Source organism: Scytonema hofmannii PCC 7110 (genome assembly GCF_000346485.2).
Taxonomy (GTDB): Bacteria; Cyanobacteriota; Cyanobacteriia; order Cyanobacteriales; family Nostocaceae; genus Scytonema; species Scytonema hofmannii.
This window is the reverse complement of sequence record NZ_KQ976354.1, coordinates 3352038-3376927: the sequence shown is the minus strand read 5'-3', so window position 1 is coordinate 3376927 and position 24890 is coordinate 3352038. Positions and strand designations below refer to the sequence as shown.

Sequence of the window (24890 nt, the reverse complement as noted above, 5' to 3'; positions counted from 1 at the left end):
GGTGGAGAATGCTAAGATTACTGTAATTGAGATCGATCTAGATATACCCATCGATCCGTTAAAGCGAGCTTGGGATTGATTGGGCTAGTAAACCTTAAAATGGACGTAACTGGATTCGAACCAGTGACCTCTACGATGTCAACGTAGCGCTCTAACCAACTGAGCTATACGTCCTCAAGCACTTCAACGAATATAACACAAGTTTTCCTCGCTTGGCAAGTCCAATCTTAACAGTGACCAGTAACCAGTGACCTTAAGGAAAAAATATCGGGAGCTATTTATTGTGCCTGGATTTGCTTGAGTTTATTGTTCGCTGAAGACAGTAACTGTTGGACGTCCGCGTAGCTGGTTGTCCCAGGTTTAACGGTTTTCAACTGGTTGATAATTTTCTTGATTTCTACTTGTAGCTGCTCAACTGTAGAGGGAGGAGAATTAATCAGCTTTTGAATTTGTGCATTCACTTGTGTGAGGGTTGCTTGTGCCTCATTTTGCACTTGTAATCGGTTTCGTACAATCTTCAAGTTAGTTTTGTAAGTGGTCAGCAATTTTTGGGCTTCTGAGTAACCTATCTCTTCAACTTCAATTTTTTGCAATTGAGCGATCGCCTCTAACCATTGCCTTTCAATTTGTTTCCAAGTATCTGACGGGTGAGGTGGATGTTGAGAAGCGGTAGCAGCAGAGAAAGCAAATTTCTTAGCTGCCTTAATAAAAGTTACGCTGCGGCTTTGAGACTGCTTCTTTTCCGTAAGCTGCGTCTCTAATTGTTCAGCTTTTGAACGAATGTCAGCATATTGGTCATCATAGACTGTTTGGCTACTGTACTGCCCAGCAACTCGCCGGGAACGCCGTCGTTTAGAAGAACTGTAAGAATAAACGGTGTAAGAAGTTGGTAACTGTTCAATATGTCTTTGGGCAGACTTTAATTTTTCTTCGCCTAATGCTAAATCTACTCCTGTATTCCCTTTCTTAATCGCGTACTCTGCTTGTTCAAGCAATGCAGTTGCTTGATTGTAATGTTCATCTGTGCTAAGAGTAGTAGATTCTGAGGATACAGAAGTAGTTGACCCTAACAACAAACTTGGAAGATAGGCTGTTAGTAACCAAAATCCACCCATACCTGTAGCAGCAATAAGAAGAAGCATAACTACCCCTCCTATCAATAGATTTAAACAACTACAACCACAACCAAGTGGAGTATTAGCTTCAGCTGCCGCTATTAATGCTTCTTCGCTAAATTGTGGATATGTATTTATAACCCACATTCCGCACTTCAAAATGTAGTACAGAGAGTCACATAATTCTTCTCAGATGCAGGTAAATAAAAGTACACGAATTTTTTCAGTAGTTCGGCATTGAGTTGGCATGAAGAAATAAAGCAAAAGCAAAGTAGAAAATTGATTTCCAGCTTTTGATAAAACTAAATATACATTGATTAATTTCAAATGGGACAATCAGAAAAACTCAAAAATCTTTGATAGGTAAAAAATGTTCCCAATCTCAGATGCGAAAATTAAGAATATCGACCACTTAGGAATAGTAGCTGGGCTGATTGACGAAATAGGAATAGTTGAAATAATAAATTCTAAATTAGGAATAGACACCCGAGAGAAGATTTCAGCGGGAATATTGGTGAAAGCAATTTTAATCAATGGATTAGGATTTGTATCAAGACCTTTATATTTATTTAGCCAGTTTTTTGAAGATAAAGGAATCGAAATATTATTGGGTTCAGAGGTAAAAAAAGATTATATGAATGACGATAAACTGGGAAGAGTCATGGATAAATTATATAAATATGGATTGAATAATCTGTTTATAGAAATTGGATTATCAGTGATTAAAAAATTTCAGATAAATACAAAATATTCACATCTGGATGCGACATCATTTCATCTACATGGAGAATATAAAAGTGGAGAAAATCAGGAAAAAGAAGAAGTAAGCAGAGAAAGACCAATAATTGTAACCAAAGGATATTCTCGTGACCATAGACCAGATTTGAAACAATGTATTTTAGATTTAATTACGAGTAGTGATGGAGATATACCATTATTAATGAGAGCGGGAGATGGTAATGAAGCGGATAAAGCCGTATTTGGAAAAATTTTAGTAGAGTTTAAAAAGCAAATAGATTTTGAAAGTATTATGGTCTGCGATAGCGCATTATATAGTCAAGAAAATCTCCAATTAATTGAACATCTAAAATGGATAAGTAGAGTACCGATGACAATTAAAAAAGCACAGGGATTAGTGAAGTTTGTAGAAATAGAAGAGATAAGTCCAGAAGAAAGAGATAAAAGAGCAGCCCTAAACTTAGAAGGATATAAATGGAAAGAAGAAATAGTAAATTATGGTGGAATTAAACAAATATGGCTAATAGTAGAAAGTCAAAACAGAAAAATTAGTGATTTAGAAAAGCTAGAGAAAAAGCTAAAAAAAGAAAAAGAAAAAGTTGAAAAGCAGTTGAAAGCATTCAAAAAAGAAGATTTTGAAACACCGGAGCAAGCCAGATACAGACTAAAAGCCATTAATAAGAAATTGAAACTATTTGAAATTAAAGATGTTCAAATTTTTGAAAGTCAATCAAAAGAGAATCAGACTATTTATAAAATATCAGGAGTCATTCATGAAAAAATAGAAGAGATAGAAATCCAAAGAAAAGAAGCAGGAAGGTTTATTTTAGCAACTAATTTAGTAGACGAGAATAAGTTAGAGCCAGAAGAAATTCTGAGAAATTATAAAAATCAACAATCATGTGAACGAGGATTTAGATTTCTGAAAGACCCATTATTTTTTGTTGATAGTTTTTTTGTAGAAAATCCTGAAAGAATAGAGACGATGTTATTTTTAATGTCTCTGTGTTTATTAGTTTATAATCTCGGTCAAAGGCAACTAAGAAACAGCTTAAAAAGAGTCAAGATGGGAATCAAAAATCAATTAGGAAAATTAACTTTTAGTCCTACATTAAGGTGGGTATTTCAATGTTTTCAAGGAATTCATATTTTAATTTTAAACGGTGTTAGTCAAATAGTTAATTTAACAGAAGAGCGTCATTTTATTTTGAATAATCTGCCATCATCTTGTCAAAAATATTATTTGCTTTCTTAATTTAAGCAGTATATGGAGAGTGAATAAAAATTTCTCAGTTTCCGAGGAAATCATAATTATTCCTCCAATTTTTAGTGCTTAAATAACCTGTTTTATCAGTTAAATATTTGATAATTGATAATTTTTCTTTATGCCACGGATTGGTTCAATATTCTTTTCTTAATTATCCTAATTGTTTGACTTTTACGTTGATTGTAGTTTTTTTGTACTTCAATTTGAAGTGCGGAATGTGGGTTATAACTTTCTCACGCAACTCATCTAAAGACAGTGGTGAACCTTCCTGAGATAGCAATCTTTCTAAAGGCTTCAAGACTATTTCTTGCTCAATTTTGCTAACGTCATCTTTGCCACTACAATTTTGCACTTCTGCACGCAAAATTTCAAAGGCTTGACTGTTAAGACGATACATAAAGGCTCTCAATACATCACGTTTTTGTTTTTATGATTCCCACTCATGACCGAAGAAGTAAAAGTTTTGCTCAGTAGAGAAATACAATGCACCAATTGACTTAACAAGCGTCCGGGCTTTATTTGATTTGCTTGAGTTTATTGTTCGCTGAAGACATTAACTGTTGAGCGTCCGCGTAGCTGGTTGTCCCTGGTTTAACAGTTTTCAACTGGTTGATAACTCCTTGGATCTCGGCTTTTAACTGATTGGATGCTGAGGGCGGAGAGGCAATTAAGCTCTGAATTTGTTCGTTGGCTTGCTTGAGAATTTCTTTGGACTCGCTTTCTGTTTCTCGTCGGAGTTGGACAATTCCCAAGTTTGTTTGATACTGTGCTAGTAGCTTTTGGGCTTCTAAATAATTAGGTTCATCGACTTTAATATCTTCAAGTCGGTTAATTGCTTCTGTCCACAAGCGTTCTATTTGCTGCCATTTCTGTGCTGGATGTGGAGGATTTTGTGATGCTTGTGCAGCTTGTAAGGCAAATACTTTTGCCGCCTCTATCAATGTACCCGTTTGACCGTTATCGGCATCAGCAACGGTAAACTCTCCAAAATCGCGCTTGTAGGCAACCAGTTTTGTTTGTGCCTGTTCTGCTGCTAATGTTTGTTTGGGAATTTGCTCTAAACGGTCAATTTCTTTTTGAATTAAGGAGCGCGACTTCATCTTGTCTTGTACAGTCTTTGCTTGCTCGTACTTTTGCTTGGCAACCTGAAGCGCCTGTTCTGCTTGTTCCAAAGATTTAAAAGCATTTTCTTCTTGAAAAACCACAGCTTCCATACGTGCTACATTGCGACGTGCTTGTTCAAACTCATCTAGAGTAAAATGCCAGGTGCAACTGAACAAACTACAATAAGCTTGTGGATAGTATCCCAAAAACCATACGGGTAAGTTATCGAGGTGGTGTTGTCCCTGTTTGACTTTCCCTGCACCCCGCTGAATATCAGCTTGGCTGGTAGCTTTATTAACCAATTGGTCTGCTTGCTCAACAGAGTTAATTGCTCCTTTATAGTGATAATCCATACTTATAAAACTAGGTAATAGCAGAATTGGAGCAGTTCTGGCAACTGGCCAGCGAATCATGGGATAGGGCAAATTGACGATCCACAGCACTCCGGCTGCAGTTGCGATCGAGATGGTTACCCATTTGACTGTACTGAACAACCCTGGTGGCTGATTAGCTCTTACAGCTTGCTTTAAAACCTTTTCGCTGAATTGCGGGTAGATATCTATCACTGCATCTCGGAGTTCATCAAAATCTGCGGGTTCGCCTTTTTCCTGACGCAGTTTTTCCAAGCGCTTCATGCAAATTTGTCGCTCTATTCTGCTCACTTCATCATTGCCACTGCATCTTTCAGCTTCATCACGCAAGATTCTAAAGGCTTGATTGTTAAGACGGTACATATAGGCATTTGGTATATATTAAGCTTAGTATTCCCACTTGTTAGAGAAAAAATACAGGTAGGGTCAATACTGCAAGGGATTACGATAATTGAGATGTCAGAACAGGTGTCAGAACCCCGGTAACTTCTGCGAAACCGGGGTTCTAATTTCCGCTTAGGAGAGTAGTATTGAGTGTAGGGTCAGTAATGTCTACCGTTCGATATTGGTGGGCATTGCCCACCCTACTGGGAAATTAATCTCCAGTCGCTAATCCCTTTTGTATTAATCTTGTAGGTATATAACTCCAGACGGTTAAAACTTGTTTCCAGGATTGTTAGTATCTATAAAATGGCTAAAAAACTATCCTAATATCTAGAATGTCTACTGCTTTAATTACTGGTGCCTCTGGTGGTATTGGTAAAGCTTTTGCAGAAGAATTAGCTGCACGCAATACACATCTTGTTTTAGTTGCTCGTTCGGAAGAGAAGCTAAACCAATTAGCTAAGCATCTACAAGAAAAACACAAGATTCAGGTAGATATTATTGTTGCGGATCTTACAGAATCTGGCTCAACTGATACTGTTTTTAATACAGTCACTGAAAAGGGATTAACAGTTGATATGTTAATCAACAATGCAGGTTTTGGGGACTATGGTGACTTTGCTAAGCGAGACAGAGAACGACACGTCAAAATAATACAGTTAAATATTTTGGCATTAGTTGATTTAACTCATAGAGTTCTACCAGGAATGCGTCAACGTGGTTCTGGAAGCATTATTAATGTCTCCTCTCTTTCCGCATTTCAACCAATACCTTATGTTTCTGTTTATTCAGCTAGCAAAGCATTTATTCTCAATTTTAGTCAGGCACTTTGGGCAGAAAATAAACCTTATGGTGTGCGCGTATTAGTGGTTTGTCCGGGACCAGTTGAGACCAACTTTTTTGCGGAGGCTAAGTTTCCTCAAGCCCTAGCAGCTAAAACGAGTGGGATGTCAACTTCAGAAGAAGTGGTGCGCGAATCTTTAAAAGCTTTAGAAAGGGGCGATTCTACTGTCGTTATTGGTGGTTTTACGACTCACTTTATCAGCAAATTAGCTCGCTTTGTTCCTCGTCAAACTTTGCTTTTTTTCTTGGAAAAACAGTTTAAAAAATAGGGAGTAGGGAGTAGGGAGTAGGGAAGAACTTATTGACGCTATTTTCCCCACTCCCCATTCACCATTCCCCACTCCCCAGTTACATAAATCTGGTCAATTGCACTCGATAGCGGTCTTTTTTGGTGACAGCAATTTCGCCAACTTCGAGTCTTCCTTTGCTGCGAATAGCAATTAAGTCTCCTGTCTTGACTTGAGAACTGGCTTGAGTCACTTCTCTCCAATTGACGCGGACATCTCCTCCATCAATTAACTCCACCATCTTGCTACGAGACATCCCAAAACCAGCAGAGGCGATCGCATCAAGTCGCAAAGAAGCTTCCACTGTTGTTAATTCCTTCTTCTTCGGTTCCCTGACTTTCAACTCGCTGATATCAACAGGCTGAACTTTTACAGGAACGGATCGCACTTGCTTGAGGTTCATCTCTAAAAATTCTACCAACTCCGGCACAACAATGACTTGTGCTCCGCGTTCGCCCAGCACAATAATGTCCCCTGTTTTTTCCCGGACGATTCCAGTTCCCAACATTGCGCCGAGGAAATCGCGATGAGTTGCAGTATCAAAGAGAAAATTTCCCGCTATGTCTAAAGCAGTTACGGCGACTTGCGATCGCTCTAAAGGCATTTCCGAACGAGAAATAGCGACTCTTTGGCGTTCGGCTTGTGGATATCCACCCCAAGCTACCAACTGCACTTCTGTTAAACGGCTAAAACTCTGCTGAGCTTCAGCCAACTCTGGTGGCGAGAGAAAATCGCTACAAACCACTTCCCAAGTCTTAATAGCTTGTTCAGCTAGATCGATAACACGAGCTACGCTATCTCGATTTTCAATTCCTTTTAATAATTCTTCTCTTGGTAACATTATGAAAAGTTAGTTGTTGGTTGTTAGTTGTTGGTTGTTAGTTGTTGGTTGTTGGTTGTTGTTAGGTAACCACTAACCACTGTACGGGCGCAAGGCATTGCGCCCCTACTAACCACTAACCACTAACCAATAACTAACGAATCGTTGAATCCGCATAGTCCTGAATGTTTTCTGGTTCAAAAGGACGCAATATGCGATTTGCTTTACGAATCACATTTTCCGGACCTTGAACGACAATTAGGTATTTGCCAGCATTTAAACGGTTGCGGTAAGGTAAAGCGTCACCGCTACCAAAGACTAAACCTGTTCCTCCACCCGCGAATACACTGCCCATACCACCAGCAACAGCACCTAATAGTCCGCCAATGATGTGATTGCCAATCGTACCCGCCCAGGCAAAAGTGTCTAAACCAGTGAGAACACTAAAACCAGTACCGGCAAAAAACCCAAATGGTACTAGCCAGTATGCCATAAACATTGCCTGCTTTTGGGCTTGCTCGTTGGGATCGATTAACCCAAACTCATCAGCACTTTTGTAACCTTTCCCTAAAATTGTAGCTTTTATGTCCTCTTTTTCTAAAGCGACAGACACAGCTTCTGCCTGCATGCGGTCTGGTAAAACAGCAACAAGGTAATTCATGCTTTTAAATTGATTTAATAAAGTTTCTACTCTTAATAAACAGCTTACCAGTGCGTGAGTAACCAAAAAGTGGAGTAAACAAGAGTGAACCCACACAATTTGTTCACTTTTTCGGCTCCTCTGTAGTCGCTTTGAGTAGCAAACGGATCGTAGATCCAACCACGAAGAAGCGTAGTTTAGTAGGAACCATTAGGCAGTTTACCCAAGCCTAGTACTATGAAAGTGGGAGGTCGCATTTCCCGTTCTAGTTTCATTGCACACCTAAAACATTACTGTTCTAGGCTTTCTCTTGTACCGAGAGCGCGAAGAGTACAAAGTACCTATCCTGGGCACAAGATTAGTTCTGTGTCGCAATATTGCTTTTAGCCCGATGTTACGTGCAGCATTCAATCCGGAATGAGCAATGTAGCCATTAACCGTTCCCACAAAATTAGCTCCTGGTTTATAGGACTGGAAATCAAATAACGTCTTTGGGAATTCGTTACTACGCCACACCGGATTACCCCAAAGGTCAAATCTCGATGTATGACGAGGGTTAACCCTTGTTGTGAGGATACTGTAATCTTGGTAAGCTATTCGACTGACTTGCTGGTACACTTTGGATTTCAACCAGTAAGCTCGTTTCTGATTTGAACGACGGGAATATCTACCACGAATTGGTTTGAGGTTGCCGAGATGCTCAAACACAATCGCGCTGGCATCCCAAGTTTTTGCCAACTCAACAATAAGTCTGGCATAAGCCCTACTTGCCTCAATTTCCCGGTTGTGTAAGTTTTCCCACATCTTTGAACCAAAACCTTTGTCAACAGTACCTGTCTGCTGCATCTTTTGGGCTATTCTTCCTAGCTGAAACTTCCTACGCTTTGTGTGGCTTGTTTGTTTGATGAAGTGACGTGCCACCTCAAACACTTCGCCCTTAGCGTCAACTTCTAGGACAGAACATATAGCAATATGACGATCCAAGTCCATATCTACGCCCAAAACTCTCAGGGAGTCTTGGGCCATAACTGTTTTAATTCCTCCGGTTGCTGGAACATACTTTTGGAGTGGAAAAACGATGTATGCCGCATTTCCTTTGACGACTACTGATAGAGAACCTTTTACCCAATCTGCATCTACTAGGGGTGCAAAGTATTGGAATTTCACCCACTTCCACTGACCATTAACTAGTATTTTGAGTATAATTGACTGCCCATCATCATCCTTCCATACCCCAGCATCAAAACTGGGAGAGAAGTTGAAGGAGCGTGGCTGCACTGGGGGTCTATGATGCTTTTGTTTTTTGGGACGGTTTAACCACCTTTGATAGTTGCTATTCCAAGACTCCCAAACACCAATAGCTTTCCTGATAGCAGCACGACGAAATTGCACGGGATACCCGTCAAAAGGGAGTGGATAAACAGCTTTCTCCCCGATCGTCAGCTTTTCATAAAACCGCCATCCTCCATCTTCCTCTCTTGGCAGGTCAATACCTTCCGGATGTGTATTAACTAGTGCAAAGTAGAAACTGACAACTTCGTTAAAAGCTGTCTTGGTTTCGGTCAAATCAAATCCATTGCGCTCTAATTTACACTTGACGCTTTTAGTTGCAATGTTGAAACCTTTCTTCTTTTTTAGCACTGATTAATCACCTCCAAAGGTTTTTGATATACTTATTAGTATAGCTATAACTTCTAAATTATGCAATTAGGTAAAGGGAAAAAAAGAGTAAAAAATCAACCCGTTTTTTACGACGAAAAGAAAGAAAAGCATATGGTGGGATTAACCCCTACGGCATGGAGAAAACTTCAAGCGCTCGCCATTGATGCCGATTTGAGTGTAAGTGAGTGCCTAGAGCGCATTATTAGAGAGATAGACAACGATTGACTACGTTTGACTCCGATTTTTAGTTATCTGGTGTTACGACGTTGTCGGCAGAAAGCCCTGTTGCTAATTATCCTCTACGTTTTGATGGGGAATTTCTGTGACTAAGTCAAGGGGTCTGCAAAAATTGTTTACGCCTTGTTTTAAAACGTACATTAGAACTGGTGTTGCCAACATTCCAGGAAACATAGGGATTGTATTTAGATGCTTTAGCAAACTTGAAATAGAGCCATTGAGTAAGTCATCTCGAAACTCTTGTTGACAAATCACAGAACGCCACCTCTTAGCTAAATCTTCCAACCACTCGGAATTGGCTATTTCTGGTTCTTGTCCGGAGCGAATTGCCAAGGTCATTGCAGCATCTTCTAAATCACCCTCACAGTCCTCAATTAAATCCAGTGATTCCATTGCGATGGCGTCATCTGCTAATTGTGAGCGAAATTGTGCAAGTTCTTTTGCTGTAACTTTTGTCATTAGAATTCTTTGTACCGGGCTAAAAATGACACTATTCTGTTATGGTATTGTAATCTAGATTAATTTAACTATTAAAAATGTACTTTGCGACAAGATTTTTAAATACGTAAAGACGCGCCATGGCGCGTCTCTACAAAAGAAATGGATTCATTCTTCAAATCCCCTACTTTTAAGTATAGGGATTAACTGGTCACTGGTTACTGGTCACTGCTCACTGCTCACTGCTCACTGGTTACTGGTCACTGGTCACTGGTCACTGCTCACTGGTTACTGGTCACTGGTCACTGCTCACTGGTTTATCTACCTGCTCTTGCAGTAATCGATCGCTGTAAGCGAGCTAGAGAACGGTTGTAATCCAAAATAGCTTGAACTCGCTGACCTTCCGATCTGGTTAAGTCGTTTTCAGCGTCAATCACTTCAGTTTGGGTTCCTACACCTGCTTGGAAGCGCAAACGTGCTAAACGAAGAGCTTCCCTTGATTGATCTACAGCAACAGTCGCTGTTTGAACGTTCTCTTGGTTAGCCTGCAAATCTGAGTATGCTTGTTCGACTTCAAAGCGGATTTGGTTGCGCCGATCGGCAAATTGATTTTCAGCAATGCGGATGTTCACTTTTTCCCGATTTGCCCTGGCTCTTGATGCTCCTCCATCGTACAAGTTTAAGTTGGCTCTGACAGCTAAGGAGTAATTGTCCTGAATGCTTTGAGTGTCGTCAAACTCGTCTGAGGTGTTGTATGCAGCCACCAAACTCAACTGAGGACCAAGCTGTGCGCGTGCTATCCGTCGCCGTTGCTCGGCTGCATTCCGCTCTGCTAAGCTTTGTTGCAGTTCCGGGCGGTTTTGAAAAGCTTGCACTATAGTTTGGTCTAATGATATATTCCACAGACCTGCCAATTTTACAGGGTCTGCCGCAGTAATATCAACCGCTTCCGCTAAGCTCAAGGTTTGTGCTAGCTGACGTCGGGCAATCCTTTGCTGCGAGCGAGCATTTGTAAGCTGTTGTTGGGCATTTGCCAGGTTAACCTGCGATCGCAAAACATCAAAGCGAGTACTAACACCAGCCCGTTCTAGAGCTTGGGCGTCTCGCAAACTGGCTTGAGCGTTTGTCACAGCAGACTGGGCAATACGCACGTTTTCATCCGCTTGTTGTAGGTCATAGTATTGAGTTGTAACATTGAGCCGGATAGTCTCAGACTGAGCTTCTACCTGGAGTTCAGACGAACGTAATTGTTCCTCTGTTGCTCTAATGCTAGCTCGTCGGCTTCCTGAGGTGTATATGTCGTATTGTATTTGTGCGCCCGCACCAAAACTGGTACTTGAGCTTTGTTCTTGTTGACCAAGTTGCCTTTGGAGATCTGTTAATTGCGATCCTGCGAAACCAGGTCCACTGCGTGTGATGTTAGCGTTAACACTAGCAGAGGGTAGCAAAGCAGCTTGCTGTTCTCTAACAGCAAATCTGTTTCCTTCCAAAGTGAGTAAAGCCTCTTGTAAGTCGCGGTTGTTACGCCGCGCCAGTTCTATTGCTTCATTTAATGTGATGGGTTGAGTTCCTCGAATCCTCACTTCCTCTGGCTTTGTAGGAAACTGCAAAGGATTTGGGCTGGGGTTGAGATAATCGGGAACTTTTATGGAGCCTTGTAAAATGGAGGTCGCTGGTGTACTGGGTGTAGTAAAATTATCTTGTGTTACATTGACTGGCTCGCTAGGCAGGGTTGTTGTAGAAGCATTTTGCTTGACATTATCTGATGCTCTAGGCGCGATCGCAGTCGGATCGCCTTGAGCTACCCGAGATGCAGCCGCAGTGTTTGGCGAACAGGTAGAAGACTTAAGAAGTAAAGAAGCTGAACGCCCAACCGAGCCTTTTTCTGGTTGCGGGCAAAATTCTACCCGCTCCAGCATTTGCGCCACTTCTACAACTCTCCCAGTCTTAGCGGTTTCTGTAAGTTTTGATAATAACTGAGAACCCGAATTTTTCTTCTCTGTAATGGGCTGTTTGGCAGGAGTTGGTGTTTTTTCCAAGACCGAGGAAGCAGGGTTTGAGTTATGAACAGCAGCCATAACTACACTCTGTTGTGGTCCTCGCTCTGGAATAATCACTGGGTTACTTTGCGTTTGTTTACCAGAAGCAGACCGAATCTTTTTAATCAAAGCGGTCTGCTTTAACGTAGGTTTAAATTCTAAAAGTACGCCTTGAACCTTTCCTGCTATTCGTCGTACTGGTATACCAGTTTTTCCGGTCAATACGACTCCAGCATGATTATTATTTACAGATTTTATGATACCTACTGGATTTTTAGTGGAAGGCATCACTGGATATGCCATACTGTTGTCAACAGCAGTCGCTAATCGAGAATTGATGTTAACCGCAACCGAAGTGTCTTCGTAGATCGAAGAGAAGACACTTGGTGAGGCGACGTGCCTTACTCCAGTGGCTTCTGCAGTATCAGCTAAGACAGCTTGAGTGGATAACACTGCCACTGTCACACTAGGTAAGAAACTATAAAAAATTGTCTGTCCTTTCACCGCATCCCCTCACACAAAAATATAGCGGCAGAAACCCTTTCTCACCACAAAATAATATATCACGATGCTAACTTTAAGAATCGTAATACGACGATGCCAAATTTTAGGAATCCGAACTCCGCTCGTCTTGAAAACTCTTGACAATGCGAGAAAGTTCTGCCTTCTCATCGATAGTAACGCGGGTAGGAGCACCACTGACAATCCGTTCGTAATTCCGGAAGGAATCCTTAATTTCGGGACCGTCGGCTGTAATATTGTATTCACGGATCCCCTTATCGTGCCACGAGCCTCGCATTTTAAATACGTTAACTGCTCGCGACATTTCTCCACGAATTTCTACATACTGCAACATCAAAATTGTGTCAGTAATCGTAGAAATATGAGAGTCTGTAATTGAGTGCGAACCCATAAATTGCTCAGTTGTATTGGTAAAGAAGCCTGTAATTTCTTCTTGCTTTGCGTAACCTGTAACACCAATGACAAACTGGCGAAATGCATTATTGCTCACCCCTCTTGCCAAGGCAGAAAGTGAGTCAATCGCAATGCGTGCTGGTTTAAATTCAGCAATTTCTGACTTGATAATTTGCAAATGATCTTCTAAACCAGTGGATTCGGGATAAGTACAAATTATTTTTAGTAAACCTTGGTGTTCTAAGTCTTCAAACTCAATACCCCATGAAGAGGCGTTACGGGACAACTGAGCACGGGATTCTTCGTAGGCGAACAAGATTGCTCGTTCGTTATTAATACAGCCATTTTGCAAAAACTTGCTAACCAGAAGAGTCTTACCAGTACCAGTTGCTCCTGTCGCTAAAATAATTGAATCTTTAAAGAAACCACCTCCACACATTGCATCTAAGGTTTTAACTCCTGAAGACACTCTTACATTAGAAGAACGTTGAGTCAGGCGCATTGCTCCTAATGGGAATATGTTGACTCCTTCATTGGTAATTGTAAAAGGATATTCGCCTTTCATATGTGTTGTACCGCGCAATTTGAGAATTTCAATTGTGCGCCGACGGCGTTCTCCTTCTAAAACATTCCGCACAATCACCACATTATCAGAAACAAATTCTTCCACACCAAAACAAGCAACTGGTCCGTATTCATCTGTTCGCTCGGTGGTGATGAGGGTGGTGACGCTCAGTTGCTTGAGACGTGCTACAAGACGAAATATTTCCCGCCGCACGACCCCAACAGCTTCATACTGCTGAAACACTGCTGTTATTGAATCAATAGATACCCGTTTGGCTTTGTACTTACGAATTGCGTACTGCAGGCGCTCAATCAGGGCGGACAAATCGAAGTTTCCAACGACATCTTGTCCTTCTGGATCGGGAGAAGCATCAAGTATAAATAGCTTCCCATCATCGATCAAGCGTTGCAAATTCCAACCAAAAATACAGGCATTCTTAATAATATCGCTTGGCGATTCTTCAAAAGTAACAAAAACTCCGGCTTCATCAAAATAACTAATACCGTTATAGAGAAATTGAAGAGAAAATAAAGTTTTACCTGTTCCAGAGGTACCGCTAACCAAAGTAGTTCTACCTACCGGTAAACCACCATGGCTCACGTCATCGAAGCCCTCTATCATAGTACGAATTTTTTCTACACCTCCAAGTGACGGTGTCCTGTTTGACTCTGTATATCCTTTTTCACTCATTGTTAACGATTACAAATAGGGATAGACCCCTGTCTTTTTTTCTAAGGGAGTAGGGAGTGGGGAGTAGGGGGTAGGGAGAAGAAAATTTTCATTGGTTCTGGTATAGGCAGTTCATAACGATCGCGTGTATAGTATTGACATTTGGTATCGTGACTTTATTATTCAAAGTGTTCTTCTTCCTCTGTTAATTCTTCATACAGTAAATCCAATCCAATGAGTACTCTTTCTCTATCTGACAAATCTCCAATAATTTTCCGCACAGGTGGAGGTAGTATTTTGGAGAGTGTGGGAGTGGCTAATATTTTATCTTCTTCTGCCAATTGCGGATTTTTTAACACGTCTATCACTTTTAAAGCATAAACACCTTGAAACTCCTGTTCTAGAATGTTTTTAAGTACTTTTAATGCCCGCACTGAGTTAGGTGTGTTCCCTGCTACATAAAGCTTGAGAACGTAGGTTTTTCTGAGCTTTTTCATATGCTTGAGACAGGCTCTAGGTAAACGTGGAACAGGAAAATGCAATGCATTCCTAAAGATTTAGAGGACTGCTTACCACCTGCTATAACTCTCTTGGGCTTTATTGAATCCTATTTTTGAATAGAACAACGATAGAGTTCGCACAAGTGAGCCAATATATCAATTAGTGTGAGGCGGTAATCAAGCAATGATTCATCGTTCCTTCCTTCTAATTTTAACTGTTTGGAAAATTCATCAATAAGTTCCATATGAATTTCTATGATTTGTGGCACAGGAATACTAGCATAAAATACGGCTTTGATAAATTTATCAATTTTTTCGTTTAACCTTTTGTCTGTAATGGTAAAGTAATCTATAAGAATTTGACGGTAATCTGATTTAAGTTGTTGCAATAATGCCTGCTGTTCGGCTCCTGTCATTTGCTGAAAAACCTGGTGGAGTTCTGACTTGGGCATTTAACTACAGAAAAATTTGAGGTTAGTCGTTGATTGCGAGTTTTTCGCGATCGCCTGATTGATTTGGTTGAGACTTGTCCCGGAGTTCGCTACAACAGGCATCTTGGTAGATTTAAGCAATACTGGCGTGAGTCACGTTGTTTGAGTGTCCGAGCTTTTTTAAGTATGGTAGCTGTCTGGTATTGTTTTAATTTATACTTATTTGTGTTGATAGAGAAGCTAAACACAGCAATGTTAAAAGAAAAAACACCAAACAGGCTGGGATTTAGGTGCTTGATGAGTAACATCTATCTAAATATATATTTTTGGGTTTTACTCCATAATAAGATACTTAAACGAAAATAAACGAATATCGCAATCTAAATCATTATAATTCCTAAAGGTTCTAAAACGAATCTTTGGAGCAATAATTGTTCTAGCTGTCGCTATCAATTCTGAAAATCTCTAGTGGTGTTGAACCAAACTCCAAATTTGGGGGAAGTGTCAAGGATGAAGGGTAAAATCAATCTTATTAGTTCACCTTCTGATGAAGAGCACCTTAAAACTTCACACTTTATTCTTTTTGTTGACCGTTTTTAACTCCTACAAAAAGATTTGTTAGGAAGAGCAAAGCTTTTGCCAATTAGGCGTTAACTTATGGAAAGAATCGATCCGCTCGTGTCTTTCTAGAGGATACTGCTTTAAACGCAAACACGTAAGCTTAATTGGCAGCTAGCTAGTGATGCTAACAGGCGTACATCCCCCCTAGAAGAATGAACCCATCGCTATATGTCAATGCTAAAGTACCCTCTTTATGATTTTATCGCAACCGTACCCACCTGCCTAGAAACAGCAACTCTAGCAGATGTACTGGATGTTTTTGAGAAAGAACAGTGTCAAGCTATTGCTGTGTTAGATAAGCAGCAATACTTACTGGGCTTGCTTTACTCTGCCCGCTTAGTACCACAATTACTACTAGCAGGTTACGTTGGCGAAGGCGAGAAGTCTTCTTACTTACAGCAACCCATCTCAATGCTAGCCCGAGAGCTAATTCAACCACTACAAACAATCCCAGCCTCATTTCAAGTGGAGCAATTGGTTAGGTTTCTGCGTTCTCAAACAATTCCAGCGAATACTAATTTGGATTGGGCGCTCATTGACTCAGATGGCAAATTTTTGGGGCTTGTAGATAACTCACGCCTGTTGAAGTGGTTGGTTTTACACCAATTTGAAACGCCGGAGGAAAATGGCTATCGAGATGCAAGCGTTGAAAAAGCTCGCACTTTTTATCAAAAGCAAAGACGATACCAGCCACAGATCGATAAACCTTTAGTACAATTGTTGGAGCGATTGCCTTGGCCTTTGATGTTACAAACAAGTAGCGGTGAAGTTGTAACTCAAAATCCGGCATGGTGGCAGCAGTTGGGGGCTTTGAAAGATCCAGAAGGAGTCAGGCGACAAGTAGAGGCAATTCTGGCAATGACTCCATCAAAATATTCAACCCAAACAGCCGCCAAGGCTCATTCCTTTGATAACAGTATCCAAGAGATGGAAGAAAAGCTGTCGTCTGTTGTCACTCAATCTCTCCATACTAGCGAAGGAGCGCACCGCAAAAAATTCGCGTCTCCACCCACTACCCTTCCAGAGCAACCATTACCAGAAACTTCTGCATCACGATGTTTCTTGAACAGACAACTGGGGACTTGTACTTGTGTTGTGGAAGTGCAAAACGGTCAGGAACGAGTCTGGCAATTTGCCAAAATTCCTTTAGATAGCCCTGAATTCAAAGTTTTGGGTGTTGAATCAACAATATCACTCAACACTCAAAGTTTAGAACTCGGAAACGAATTGTGGCTCGTTCTAGCAACTGATGTTACAGAACAACAGCAACTCTGTAAAGAACTTGCAGCCAAAAATGCCGATCTCATTCAACTGAATCGTTTAAAAGATGAGTTTTTGGCTTGTATCAGTCACGAACTCAAGACCCCCCTAACGGCTGTTTTAGGGTTGTCACGTTTGCTGGTAGATCGGCAATTGGGAGAACTCAACGAGCGTCAAGCTCGTTATGCAGGGTTGATTCATCAAAGCGGACGCCATCTGATGAGTGTGGTCAATGATATTTTAGATTTGACCCGCATGGAAACAGGACAGATGGAACTGGCTCTGTCTAAAGTGACAATTCGAGCGGTTTGCGATCGCGCTGTTTCTGAAGCCAAAGTTATCCATGCCCAAAGTACAAAAACTCCCATCAACACCCAATCTCAAACCACATCTGTAAGAGAACACCAATTCAGCCTTTCCATCGAACCGGGTTTAAATGAGATGGTAGCAGATGAGTTGCGCTTGCGACAGATGCTAGTGCATCTGCTTTCCAACGCCTTTAAATTTACAGAAACAGGTGGTGAAATTGGGTTGTGGGTAAGTCGTTGGGAGGGTTGGATTGCCTTTACAGTTTGGGACACAGGCATTGGCATTCCCGAACACCAACAGCATCTCATCTTTCAAAAATTCCAACAACTAGAAAATCCCCTCACCCGTCAATATGAAGGAACGGGATTGGGGCTAGTCTTAACCAGAGCGTTAGCACGGCTTCATGGCGGTGATGTCAGCTTCTTGTCCCGTGAAGGCAAAGGTAGCCAGTTCACACTACTCCTCCCTCCCAGCCCTCCACAAAAAGGGTTAGGGGCTGGAGAGCGGGAATTGGGGACTGTAAAACAGAAAGGGCTGGAAACTGAGAACTGGGAACATGATACTATTTCCCCAATCCCACCAGTCCGCACAACAAAAGAAACCCCTGCTGTGGGCAGAATGCGCCATCCCCAATCCCGAATCGCCAATTCCCAAGCTCACTACAACAACAGCTTAGTGTTGGTTGTTGAGGCTGTAGCCCGGTACATCGAAGACTTAACCGAACAACTCACTGGTTTGGGTTATCGAGTTGTAATTGCTCGTTCGGGGTGTGAAGCAGTAGAAAAAGCGCGTCGCTTACAGCCTAAAGCTATCTTCCTCAACCCATTAGTTCCATTACTGTCAGGGTGGGATGTACTCACCTTGCTCAAATCAGATGAAGTCAGTCGTCATATCCCTGTCGTCGTCACAGCAACAGGAGCAGAAAAAGAGCAGGCATTCGCCAACCGAGCTGATGGTTTTTTAAGCTTACCAGTACAGCCTCAGGTTTTGGCACCACTGATCGAAAGCTTGTGTGTTGCACCAGAAGAAAAGAAGCAAAAACCAGATGAAGTCCAAATTCTTAAAGATAAAACACCATTGCAAATTTTAAGGTTAGTCAATCCTGAGTGCCAACCTCTCAACTCGCACCCATTGTTACAAGAACACCGAGTTCTAGAAGTAGACAACATAGATCAGGCAGAACTTCTTTCTCGGGTTTGGCAATTTGACGTTATTTTAATGGATGTAGATATGCCAGAGGCGGAGAACTTGCTGCAACAACTCAATCTTCACCCTCAGTTAGCAGCTCTACCCCTTGTCACCTGCAATGTAGCAACAACGCAAACAGCTTCTCAAATAGCTGGGCTTTCTGTATTCCCATGCCTAACACCGTTAGGAACAGAAAAGCAAAATGGAGGCAGAAAAACAGACGCTCTATTATCTGTACTGCAAATTGCATCTGGAGTGTGCTGTCCTCCCAACATCTTAGTACTGGATTTAGCACTACTTCCAGATTTACCAGAAACAAGACGTCAAACAAGAATCCGCCAGGTAGAAAAGACAACTGCCTTAAGTAGTATGTTTGGAGATAATAACTCTTGTCCAATACAAGGGTTACAACCTTTAACTATCTGTCGTGGTTCTGAATGGTTCCAAGCGCTGATTCAGTACTTGCAAACAGCTGGCTTTAAAGCATCAATGAGCCGTTCTTGGGCAGAACTGTTACAACAAATTCGTCACCAAAGTGTCGATCTACTCCTGATTTGCTTGGGAGAGTCTACTCGTACAAAAGAGGCTCACACAGCACTGAAAGTCTTGGGACAGTTGCCTTTCGATTTGCCACCAGTGTTGGTACTCGATCAACGCTTAAATTCTATGGACTTGGAAAACGAGCAATCTACCATTGTTAAGCGGAGAACCTATAACCAGTCAGAATCGGTAGAGACTGTTTTAAGCTCAGTGAGTTGCCAAATCTTACCGCGCTCTATATCAATGGAAGAATTATTAAAGGAGATTAATCAAACTTTAAATGGTTAGTGGTTAGTGGTTAGTGGTTAGTAGTAAAACAACCAACAACTAACAACTAACAACTAACAACTAACAACTAACAACTAACAAACAACTATTTAAAAAAAATCCGAACAAGCTGATAAGCACCACGAGTCCCTAAATTTTCGTAATCAGTGGGCTTAAATCCCATTTCGGGAAACTTTTTCGGTTGAGCAAGAACTAGTACTGAGGAAGGTGATGGCTTCTTTGCTGCTTTGTCTTGAAGGTATTGTGCTGCAGTCGCAGTTATTTTTTTGTATGTAACAGGACGACGAGTATAAAAAACAACTGTAGGTTTTTTAAAGCCAACCATAACCAATTCTTCACCAGGTTTTTGTGTTTGAACTACGATTTCAGATAATTCTCTTAAAGGTAGCTGACGTTCCCGATCCATTAAAAATAAGGCAGGTGTGAGAACAACCATCAGGAATGCTGCAAATCCTACAATATTGATAATTAGCACAGTCTTGTAACGACGGCGCATGAGCGAAACAGCAATTGCTATAGCACTTAAAATCCAAATCGCTCCTCCCAAAACGGTTAAACCCGATCGCTCCAGCAAGTTACGAAAGTCGGGTGCTGCAGGATCGTTACCTATTATTTGGGGTAAGTAAAACATTGTTACTGCTATTGCTGACAAAAAAGCGACATTCACCCAGCCAGTTCGTTGGAAGAGAGGGAGGGAGGGAGTGAGGGAGTGAGGGAGTGAGGGAGAAAGTTCCTCCTTGTTTCCCTTGTCTAATAAGTCACCCCATAATAACGCTATTAAAATAGCTGCTGCTGGCATTAGGGGTAACACGTAGCTGGGAAGTTTTGTCACAGCAATGGTGAAAAAACCAAAGATTCCAACAAACCAACAAAAGGCAAATAAACCTAGTTGTCTGGAGCGTTCTTGCGATCGCCAGTATTTTCGCTGCCAAAACTTTAACCGTCCCATTGCCAGAGGTAAATACACCGAATATGGTGCAAAGCCAAGCAGCACAACTACAAAATAAAAATACCAGGGAGCTGAGTGACGATTAACAACATTTGTAAAGCGTTCAACGTTGTGATATCCAAAAAAGGAGTTAATATAATCCCAACCATTGCGCCAAATAACTAGTATATACCAGGGTAATGATAAACAGATAACGATCAGCAAACCTGTTAAAGGGCGCATTTCCCGCAACACTTGCGTAATATTACCCAAGTACAGCAAAAATATACCAACAATCAGCCCAGGTAAAACAATTCCTATTGGTCCTTTTGTTAAAATTGCTCCCGCAATCAGTACGTAAAACGCTATATACCAACGTGCTTGTACATTAGATTTTGAGGGGTGGGCATATCCCAAAAAAAAGCACAGTAATGCTGATGCCATACAACCTGTCAGCAGCATATCTGAAACACCTGTTCTACCCCAAACAATCATTTCGGGATTGAGTGCCATAACCGCTGTTCCAAACCCTGCTGTTATCCACCGCAAGGCTGGACGGTACTTATGCTCTAATTCATCTTCCCTTGCAAAGTACCATTGTATAGTGTATGATCCTAACCCCATCAATCCTATAGCAGCAAGTGCCGAAGGTAAACGCACCGCCCATTCATTCACACCCAAAATTGAAAAAGCGATCGCTTGAAACCAGTAAATCAGAGCAGGCTTATCAAATCGAGTTTCAGCATTAAAAAACGGTGTAATCCAATCACCCGTAACAAACATTTGGCGAGATGCTTCAGCAAACAGAGGCTCTGTCTCATCAATTAAGCCAATACTGCCTAAATGCCAAACAAAAGCAATCCCACCTGTTAAAATCACCCATAAAATTGATAAAGTCACAGCGAGGGCTGGACGCTTCTCTACACTACTCCACCACTGATTTGTCATTGGTTATTGGGGATTTTGGATTTTGGATTTTGGATTTTGGATTTTGGATTTTGGATTTTGGATTTTGGATTTTGGATTTTGGATTTTGGATTGGGCATTGAGCATTGGGCATTGGTCGTTTATTTAGAAGACTTTAGCTCAACTTCTTGGTTCCTGAACCAATAACCAGTAACCAGTTCATGGTCACTGGTCACTGGTCACTGGTCACTGGTCACTGGTCACTGGTCACTGGTCACTGTTAATCAAAATAAGTTGCCATTCTTTGCTTTGAGCATTCCAACTGGGAGAAAAGGTTTCTCCAACAACATAAGGTCCCCAATAGCGACGAGAACCGTCTTGTGCAAAAGCAACTAAAATATCACCTTTTTCCAGTTTGAGATCTCCGTTAGGCAAGGCTAGAATCAGCCCTTGTTTACTACCTTCTTGAGGAGCAAAATCCCAATGTGCTGGAACTGCATCATTAGCTGTCTTTGAGGACGTTCCTTTCCTCTCGATGGGAGAATGCCGTGAAAGTAAGGCAAGGCGGACTGGTTGATTGGTTTGATTGCTCATCCGCAAGCTTCCAGAACCTGATATTCCTCTTTTCTCAGTATCTTTTGCGATATCGGTACGACTGATTTCTTGACTGTTTAAATTAGTTGGATTGGGTACCGAACTGGACGAGGTAGAAACAGGCACAGTACTTTGCAAGTCTAATGCCTGCTCTGTTGAGGTTGAAGAACTTCCTAATCCTGTTTGCTCAAAAGATAAGAACTTTTGACATCCCAGTGGTAGCAAGAGCAATCCCAATGAAGAAGTCACCAGAACAGCGTGAAAATACACTGACGGTTTCATAATATGTTTTACTAATAATTGATTTGTCTGAGCTAAAAAAGCAGCCTAGGGATTCACACAGCTTCTGTTGGAATTCAGGTATGAAAAGTATCACATGAACCATTATGAAAATAACTAACAACGTTGTTACTTCTCACAATGAAGAAATGTATAGATATTTGTGTTTGCCGAAAACCAACTAGAAGCCCATAATACTATTTAAGCAAGCCTATGCTAGGCTGCATACTCTTATATATAAGAATATATTATGGTTTCTGAATAATTATAAGCTTTCGTAATGCAAAACACGCGTCTTAACAACCTATTGAGTACTACGAGCGATCGCTTGAGGGTTTGGTTTTTCAACCCTTGGCGGCGGTGGTCAATATTAATAATCAGTTGGTTGTTCGGTTTTTTCTTAGGCAGTGCAATTTCTACAACAGCGGGACAAACTGCTGAATTGGATGTCGTAATTGCTGCATTCTTAGTCCTGTTTACAGAAGTAGGTAGCAGGATATTCTATGGTCGTACCATCCAAGGACGGAAAGCTCTTTGGGTAGAAGCGCTTAACATTCTTAAAGTTGGTCTGATATACAGCCTATTTCTTGAAGCCTTCAAGCTGGGATCGTAAGGGATGGTTGTACCATTTTGGATTTTGGATTTTGGATTTTGGATTAAGTATAGTAGGGCGGGCAATGTTCACCAATATTGAATGGTAAGTATTGCTACATCTGTTCTGGAGTAATGCCTGAATACCTTACTAACTACTAATACCAATTTGAATAAAGCATACAACAGATAGTGAACTCAGATCGAGTTTAGACATGACTTTCTCAATCCAAAATCTAAAATCCAAAATCCAAAATTGTATAAAAATTTACCCCCCAGACTGTATGCGAGCAAGAAGCTCGTAAAAAGGTTGCCAATTATCTTCTTGAACAATTGGTTCCCAAATTGATTCAATGACTGGTCTTAATATCACAGTTTTGGGATTGTGACGAATTAAAGTTTGAGCGATCGCATTCATTTGCTCTATATCAAAACTATTCAGTATCTTATGGTACAAAATACACCAATCATCGAAAAGTTGTGATGAGCCTGATACTGGTACAATGCTCGAATCTACCATAATCAAACTGGGATCGTCTCGCCATTTAGATGAAAACGTGCGAGCCATCTCAGAAAAAAACTTATGATATTCAACTTTACTCTCCTGCAAAAATTGAATTGTTAAATTGAAAAGTTCCAAAGCTTCTGGATGATTTATTGTCTCAAAACCAAGCTTTTTCAACATTAAAGCACGGTATTCATGATGATAATGTTCGTCAAAAGTTACTAAACCCGCTTCCATCTCAGATGGTTCAACTATCGCTTTTAAAGACTCTTGGAGTCTTTCTAAATTCCATTTACAAATACTTGGTTGATGGCTGTAGCAGTAGCGTCCATAGTAGTCAAAATAAGCAGCCGTAAAATGGGGTTGATAGCTAGGGATGAAAGCATAGGGACCGTAATCAAAACTTTCCCCTGTAATTGACATATTGTCAGTATTTAACACGGCATGACAAAAACCAGCAGCCATCCACTGTCCTACAAGTTCTGCTGTTCTTTTGACTAAATCTGTATAAAACAAGGCATATTTTTCTTTTTCATCTACTAGATATCGATAATATTGGTTGATCGCATGATCTAAGAGCTTCTTGGCTAAATCGGGACGTCGAATATAATGCAATCGTTCAAATGTACCAAATCGGATGTGCGATCGGTTCATCCTGACTATAACTGAAGAACGGGTAGGAGAGGGTTCATCACCGCGCCAAAGGGACAACCCTGTTTCAATCATGCTCAAACATCGCGAAGTACGTACACCCATGTGATGTAGTGCTTCTGCTGCTAGAACTTCCCGCACGCCGCCCTTGAGAGTCAGCATACCATCCCCACCACGGGAGTAAGGAGTTTTACCAGAACCTTTGGTACCAAAGTCGTATAATTCACCATCAGTACCCCGTACTTGTCCGTAGAGAAACCCTCTACCATCACCCAAAAAAGGATTGTATTCACCAAATTGATAGCCGTGGTAACGAAGCGCTAACAATGGTTTTCTTCCTTCAAATTTGCCAAAAGCTGTGATAAAATGCTCATCTGTCACATCTTCAGGATTTAGCCCCAAGCGACTCAGGATTGAATTGTTACGCCAACGTAATATGTGTTGGGGAAATTCTGCTGCTGCCACTTCGTCGTAATAATCATTACCTAAAGCTTCGAGAGCACTTTCGTAGTTGAGGTTGAGGAAGGGATTGCCAGAAATCTTGTTGTTTGCTGTTTCAGCTAGAGTCATTAGACTTGTGTGCGATTTGGTGTAAAATGTAGCCAGTCTGGGGCGATAGATTAGATAAATTGAACTGAGACACTTCTTCTTTAATAGTATCTTCTGTCAGCCCTTCCACAAAAGTTAGATCCCCGACTTATTAAAGAAGTCGGGGATCTGTATGCACTAAATCTCAATTTCTCGAATTTCGGTTGACTATTGATGAATCCTCAGCGAGGATAGCATTGATTTTTCGTCGAGAGGCTTGAATGATTGCTTGTATACGCGCTCTTTGTGTAGGTGTAAGCTTCAACGATTGCATCACTTGAGGAATATTCTGACGCGATCGCAAGCCTTGAACCATTTTGCTATGTTGAACTTGGGTAAATACAGCCTCAACTTCTTGGTATGCTGCTTCTTTGAGGGCTTGTACTTTTTGACGCTGTTGAGGCGTTAGTTTTTTTTCAATACGTGGTAAGGCGTATCCTAAAGCGTGTATCGTGAGTGGAACGAGTATATATGAGGGAAGGGGTCTTGCAATTGCTGTAGAAGGTATGCCTGATAAGATGGTAATTAGAACAAAAGATGTAAAAAATACAGACAGGCGCTTCGTATATTTGTAATTCATTGAGAAATGTTCCTATAGGATTTCGTAGAGATGCTGG

At 41.1% G+C, this 24890-nt stretch carries 20 protein-coding genes and 1 tRNA gene; 5 read left to right on the top strand and 16 right to left on the bottom strand.

Going from position 1 to position 24890, the window contains the following annotated elements:
• Nucleotides 1-100: 100 nt before the first annotated feature.
• Together WA1_RS14365 and WA1_RS14360 are read right to left on the bottom strand one after the other, a co-directional pair.
• Nucleotides 101-174: transfer RNA gene (locus WA1_RS14365), tRNA-Val, on the bottom strand.
• Between the two features lie 104 nt (nucleotides 175-278).
• Complete coding sequence (locus WA1_RS14360; RefSeq protein ID WP_148662687.1) at nucleotides 279-1142, bottom strand: hypothetical protein; 864 nt, start codon at nucleotides 1140-1142, stop codon at nucleotides 279-281.
• 343 nt (nucleotides 1143-1485) lie between these two features.
• On the opposite strand from WA1_RS14360, the gene WA1_RS14355 reads away from it, so the two are divergent.
• Entirely contained in the window at nucleotides 1486-3108 is a 1623-nt protein-coding gene (locus tag WA1_RS14355) for an IS1634 family transposase (RefSeq protein WP_017750193.1), read from the top strand.
• 163 nt (nucleotides 3109-3271) lie between these two features.
• On the opposite strand, the gene WA1_RS14350 is transcribed toward WA1_RS14355, so the two are convergent.
• Both WA1_RS14350 and WA1_RS14345 read right to left on the bottom strand, forming a co-directional pair.
• Entirely contained in the window at nucleotides 3272-3517 is a 246-nt protein-coding gene (locus tag WA1_RS14350) for a hypothetical protein (protein ID WP_066612875.1), read from the bottom strand.
• A 118-nt stretch (nucleotides 3518-3635) separates the two neighbouring features.
• Nucleotides 3636-4958 (bottom strand): hypothetical protein, encoded by a 1323-nt coding sequence (locus WA1_RS14345; RefSeq protein WP_017747658.1) that lies wholly within the window; start codon nucleotides 4956-4958, stop codon nucleotides 3636-3638.
• Between the two features lie 356 nt (nucleotides 4959-5314).
• On the opposite strand from WA1_RS14345, the gene WA1_RS14340 reads away from it, so the two are divergent.
• A complete protein-coding gene (locus tag WA1_RS14340) occupies nucleotides 5315-6091 on the top strand; it encodes an SDR family NAD(P)-dependent oxidoreductase (protein WP_017747659.1) in 777 nt (258 codons plus the stop codon).
• A 79-nt stretch (nucleotides 6092-6170) separates the two neighbouring features.
• Here WA1_RS14340 and WA1_RS14335 read toward each other — a convergent pair whose 3' ends face one another.
• The 3 genes from WA1_RS14335 to WA1_RS14325 all read right to left on the bottom strand — a co-directional run bounded on the left by WA1_RS14335 (nucleotide 6171) and on the right by WA1_RS14325 (nucleotide 9210).
• Nucleotides 6171-6950 (bottom strand): photosystem II electron transport protein, Sll1252 family, encoded by a 780-nt coding sequence (locus tag WA1_RS14335; protein WP_017747660.1) that lies wholly within the window; start codon nucleotides 6948-6950, stop codon nucleotides 6171-6173.
• A gap of 133 nt (nucleotides 6951-7083) precedes the next feature.
• Nucleotides 7084-7590: a hypothetical protein gene (locus WA1_RS14330; protein WP_017747661.1), complete on the bottom strand. Its 507-nt coding sequence runs from the start codon at nucleotides 7588-7590 to the stop codon at nucleotides 7084-7086.
• A 261-nt stretch (nucleotides 7591-7851) separates the two neighbouring features.
• The gene (locus WA1_RS14325) at nucleotides 7852-9210 is read right to left on the bottom strand and encodes a hypothetical protein (protein ID WP_017747662.1); all 1359 of its coding nucleotides are present in this window, start codon (nucleotides 9208-9210) and stop codon (nucleotides 7852-7854) included.
• Nucleotides 9211-9270: 60 nt separating this feature from the next.
• Here WA1_RS14325 and WA1_RS14320 point away from each other — a divergent pair, with 60 nt between their 5' ends.
• A complete protein-coding gene (locus tag WA1_RS14320; protein ID WP_017747663.1) occupies nucleotides 9271-9456 on the top strand; it encodes a hypothetical protein in 186 nt (61 codons plus the stop codon).
• Between the two features lie 63 nt (nucleotides 9457-9519).
• Here the strand turns inward: WA1_RS14320 and WA1_RS14315 are convergent, their stop codons facing one another.
• The 5 genes from WA1_RS14315 to WA1_RS14295 form a co-directional block, all read right to left on the bottom strand.
• Entirely contained in the window at nucleotides 9520-9927 is a 408-nt protein-coding gene (locus WA1_RS14315) for a hypothetical protein (protein ID WP_017747664.1), read from the bottom strand.
• Between the two features lie 296 nt (nucleotides 9928-10223).
• Nucleotides 10224-12449 carry a TolC family protein gene (locus WA1_RS14310; protein ID WP_017747665.1) on the bottom strand — a complete coding sequence of 742 codons (2226 nt, stop codon included), beginning with the start codon at nucleotides 12447-12449 and terminating at the stop codon, nucleotides 10224-10226.
• A 103-nt stretch (nucleotides 12450-12552) separates the two neighbouring features.
• Complete coding sequence (gene kaiC, locus WA1_RS14305) at nucleotides 12553-14115, bottom strand: circadian clock protein KaiC (RefSeq protein WP_017747666.1); 1563 nt, start codon at nucleotides 14113-14115, stop codon at nucleotides 12553-12555.
• 158 nt (nucleotides 14116-14273) lie between these two features.
• The gene (gene kaiB / locus WA1_RS14300) at nucleotides 14274-14591 is read right to left on the bottom strand and encodes a circadian clock protein KaiB (RefSeq protein WP_017747667.1); all 318 of its coding nucleotides are present in this window, start codon (nucleotides 14589-14591) and stop codon (nucleotides 14274-14276) included.
• A 110-nt stretch (nucleotides 14592-14701) separates the two neighbouring features.
• Nucleotides 14702-15046 (bottom strand): phosphatase RsbU N-terminal domain-containing protein, encoded by a 345-nt coding sequence (locus tag WA1_RS14295; RefSeq protein ID WP_017747668.1) that lies wholly within the window; start codon nucleotides 15044-15046, stop codon nucleotides 14702-14704.
• Nucleotides 15047-15820: 774 nt separating this feature from the next.
• On the opposite strand from WA1_RS14295, the gene WA1_RS14290 reads away from it, so the two are divergent.
• Complete coding sequence (locus WA1_RS14290; protein WP_017747669.1) at nucleotides 15821-19231, top strand: ATP-binding protein; 3411 nt, start codon at nucleotides 15821-15823, stop codon at nucleotides 19229-19231.
• An 85-nt stretch (nucleotides 19232-19316) separates the two neighbouring features.
• Here WA1_RS14290 and WA1_RS14285 read toward each other — a convergent pair whose 3' ends face one another.
• Both WA1_RS14285 and WA1_RS14280 read right to left on the bottom strand, forming a co-directional pair.
• The gene (locus WA1_RS14285) at nucleotides 19317-21107 is read right to left on the bottom strand and encodes an ArnT family glycosyltransferase (protein ID WP_017747670.1); all 1791 of its coding nucleotides are present in this window, start codon (nucleotides 21105-21107) and stop codon (nucleotides 19317-19319) included.
• 225 nt (nucleotides 21108-21332) lie between these two features.
• Nucleotides 21333-21941, bottom strand: coding sequence for a hypothetical protein (locus WA1_RS14280; protein ID WP_017747673.1), 609 nt, complete (start codon nucleotides 21939-21941; stop codon nucleotides 21333-21335).
• A 277-nt stretch (nucleotides 21942-22218) separates the two neighbouring features.
• On the opposite strand from WA1_RS14280, the gene WA1_RS14275 reads away from it, so the two are divergent.
• Nucleotides 22219-22551, top strand: coding sequence for a DUF565 domain-containing protein (locus WA1_RS14275; protein ID WP_017747674.1), 333 nt, complete (start codon nucleotides 22219-22221; stop codon nucleotides 22549-22551).
• A gap of 246 nt (nucleotides 22552-22797) precedes the next feature.
• Here the strand turns inward: WA1_RS14275 and WA1_RS14270 are convergent, their stop codons facing one another.
• Nucleotides 22798-24255 (bottom strand): protein adenylyltransferase SelO, encoded by a 1458-nt coding sequence (locus WA1_RS14270; RefSeq protein ID WP_017747675.1) that lies wholly within the window; start codon nucleotides 24253-24255, stop codon nucleotides 22798-22800.
• A 163-nt stretch (nucleotides 24256-24418) separates the two neighbouring features.
• Entirely contained in the window at nucleotides 24419-24853 is a 435-nt protein-coding gene (locus tag WA1_RS14265) for a hypothetical protein (RefSeq protein ID WP_017747676.1), read from the bottom strand.
• Nucleotides 24854-24890 lie beyond the last annotated feature (37 nt).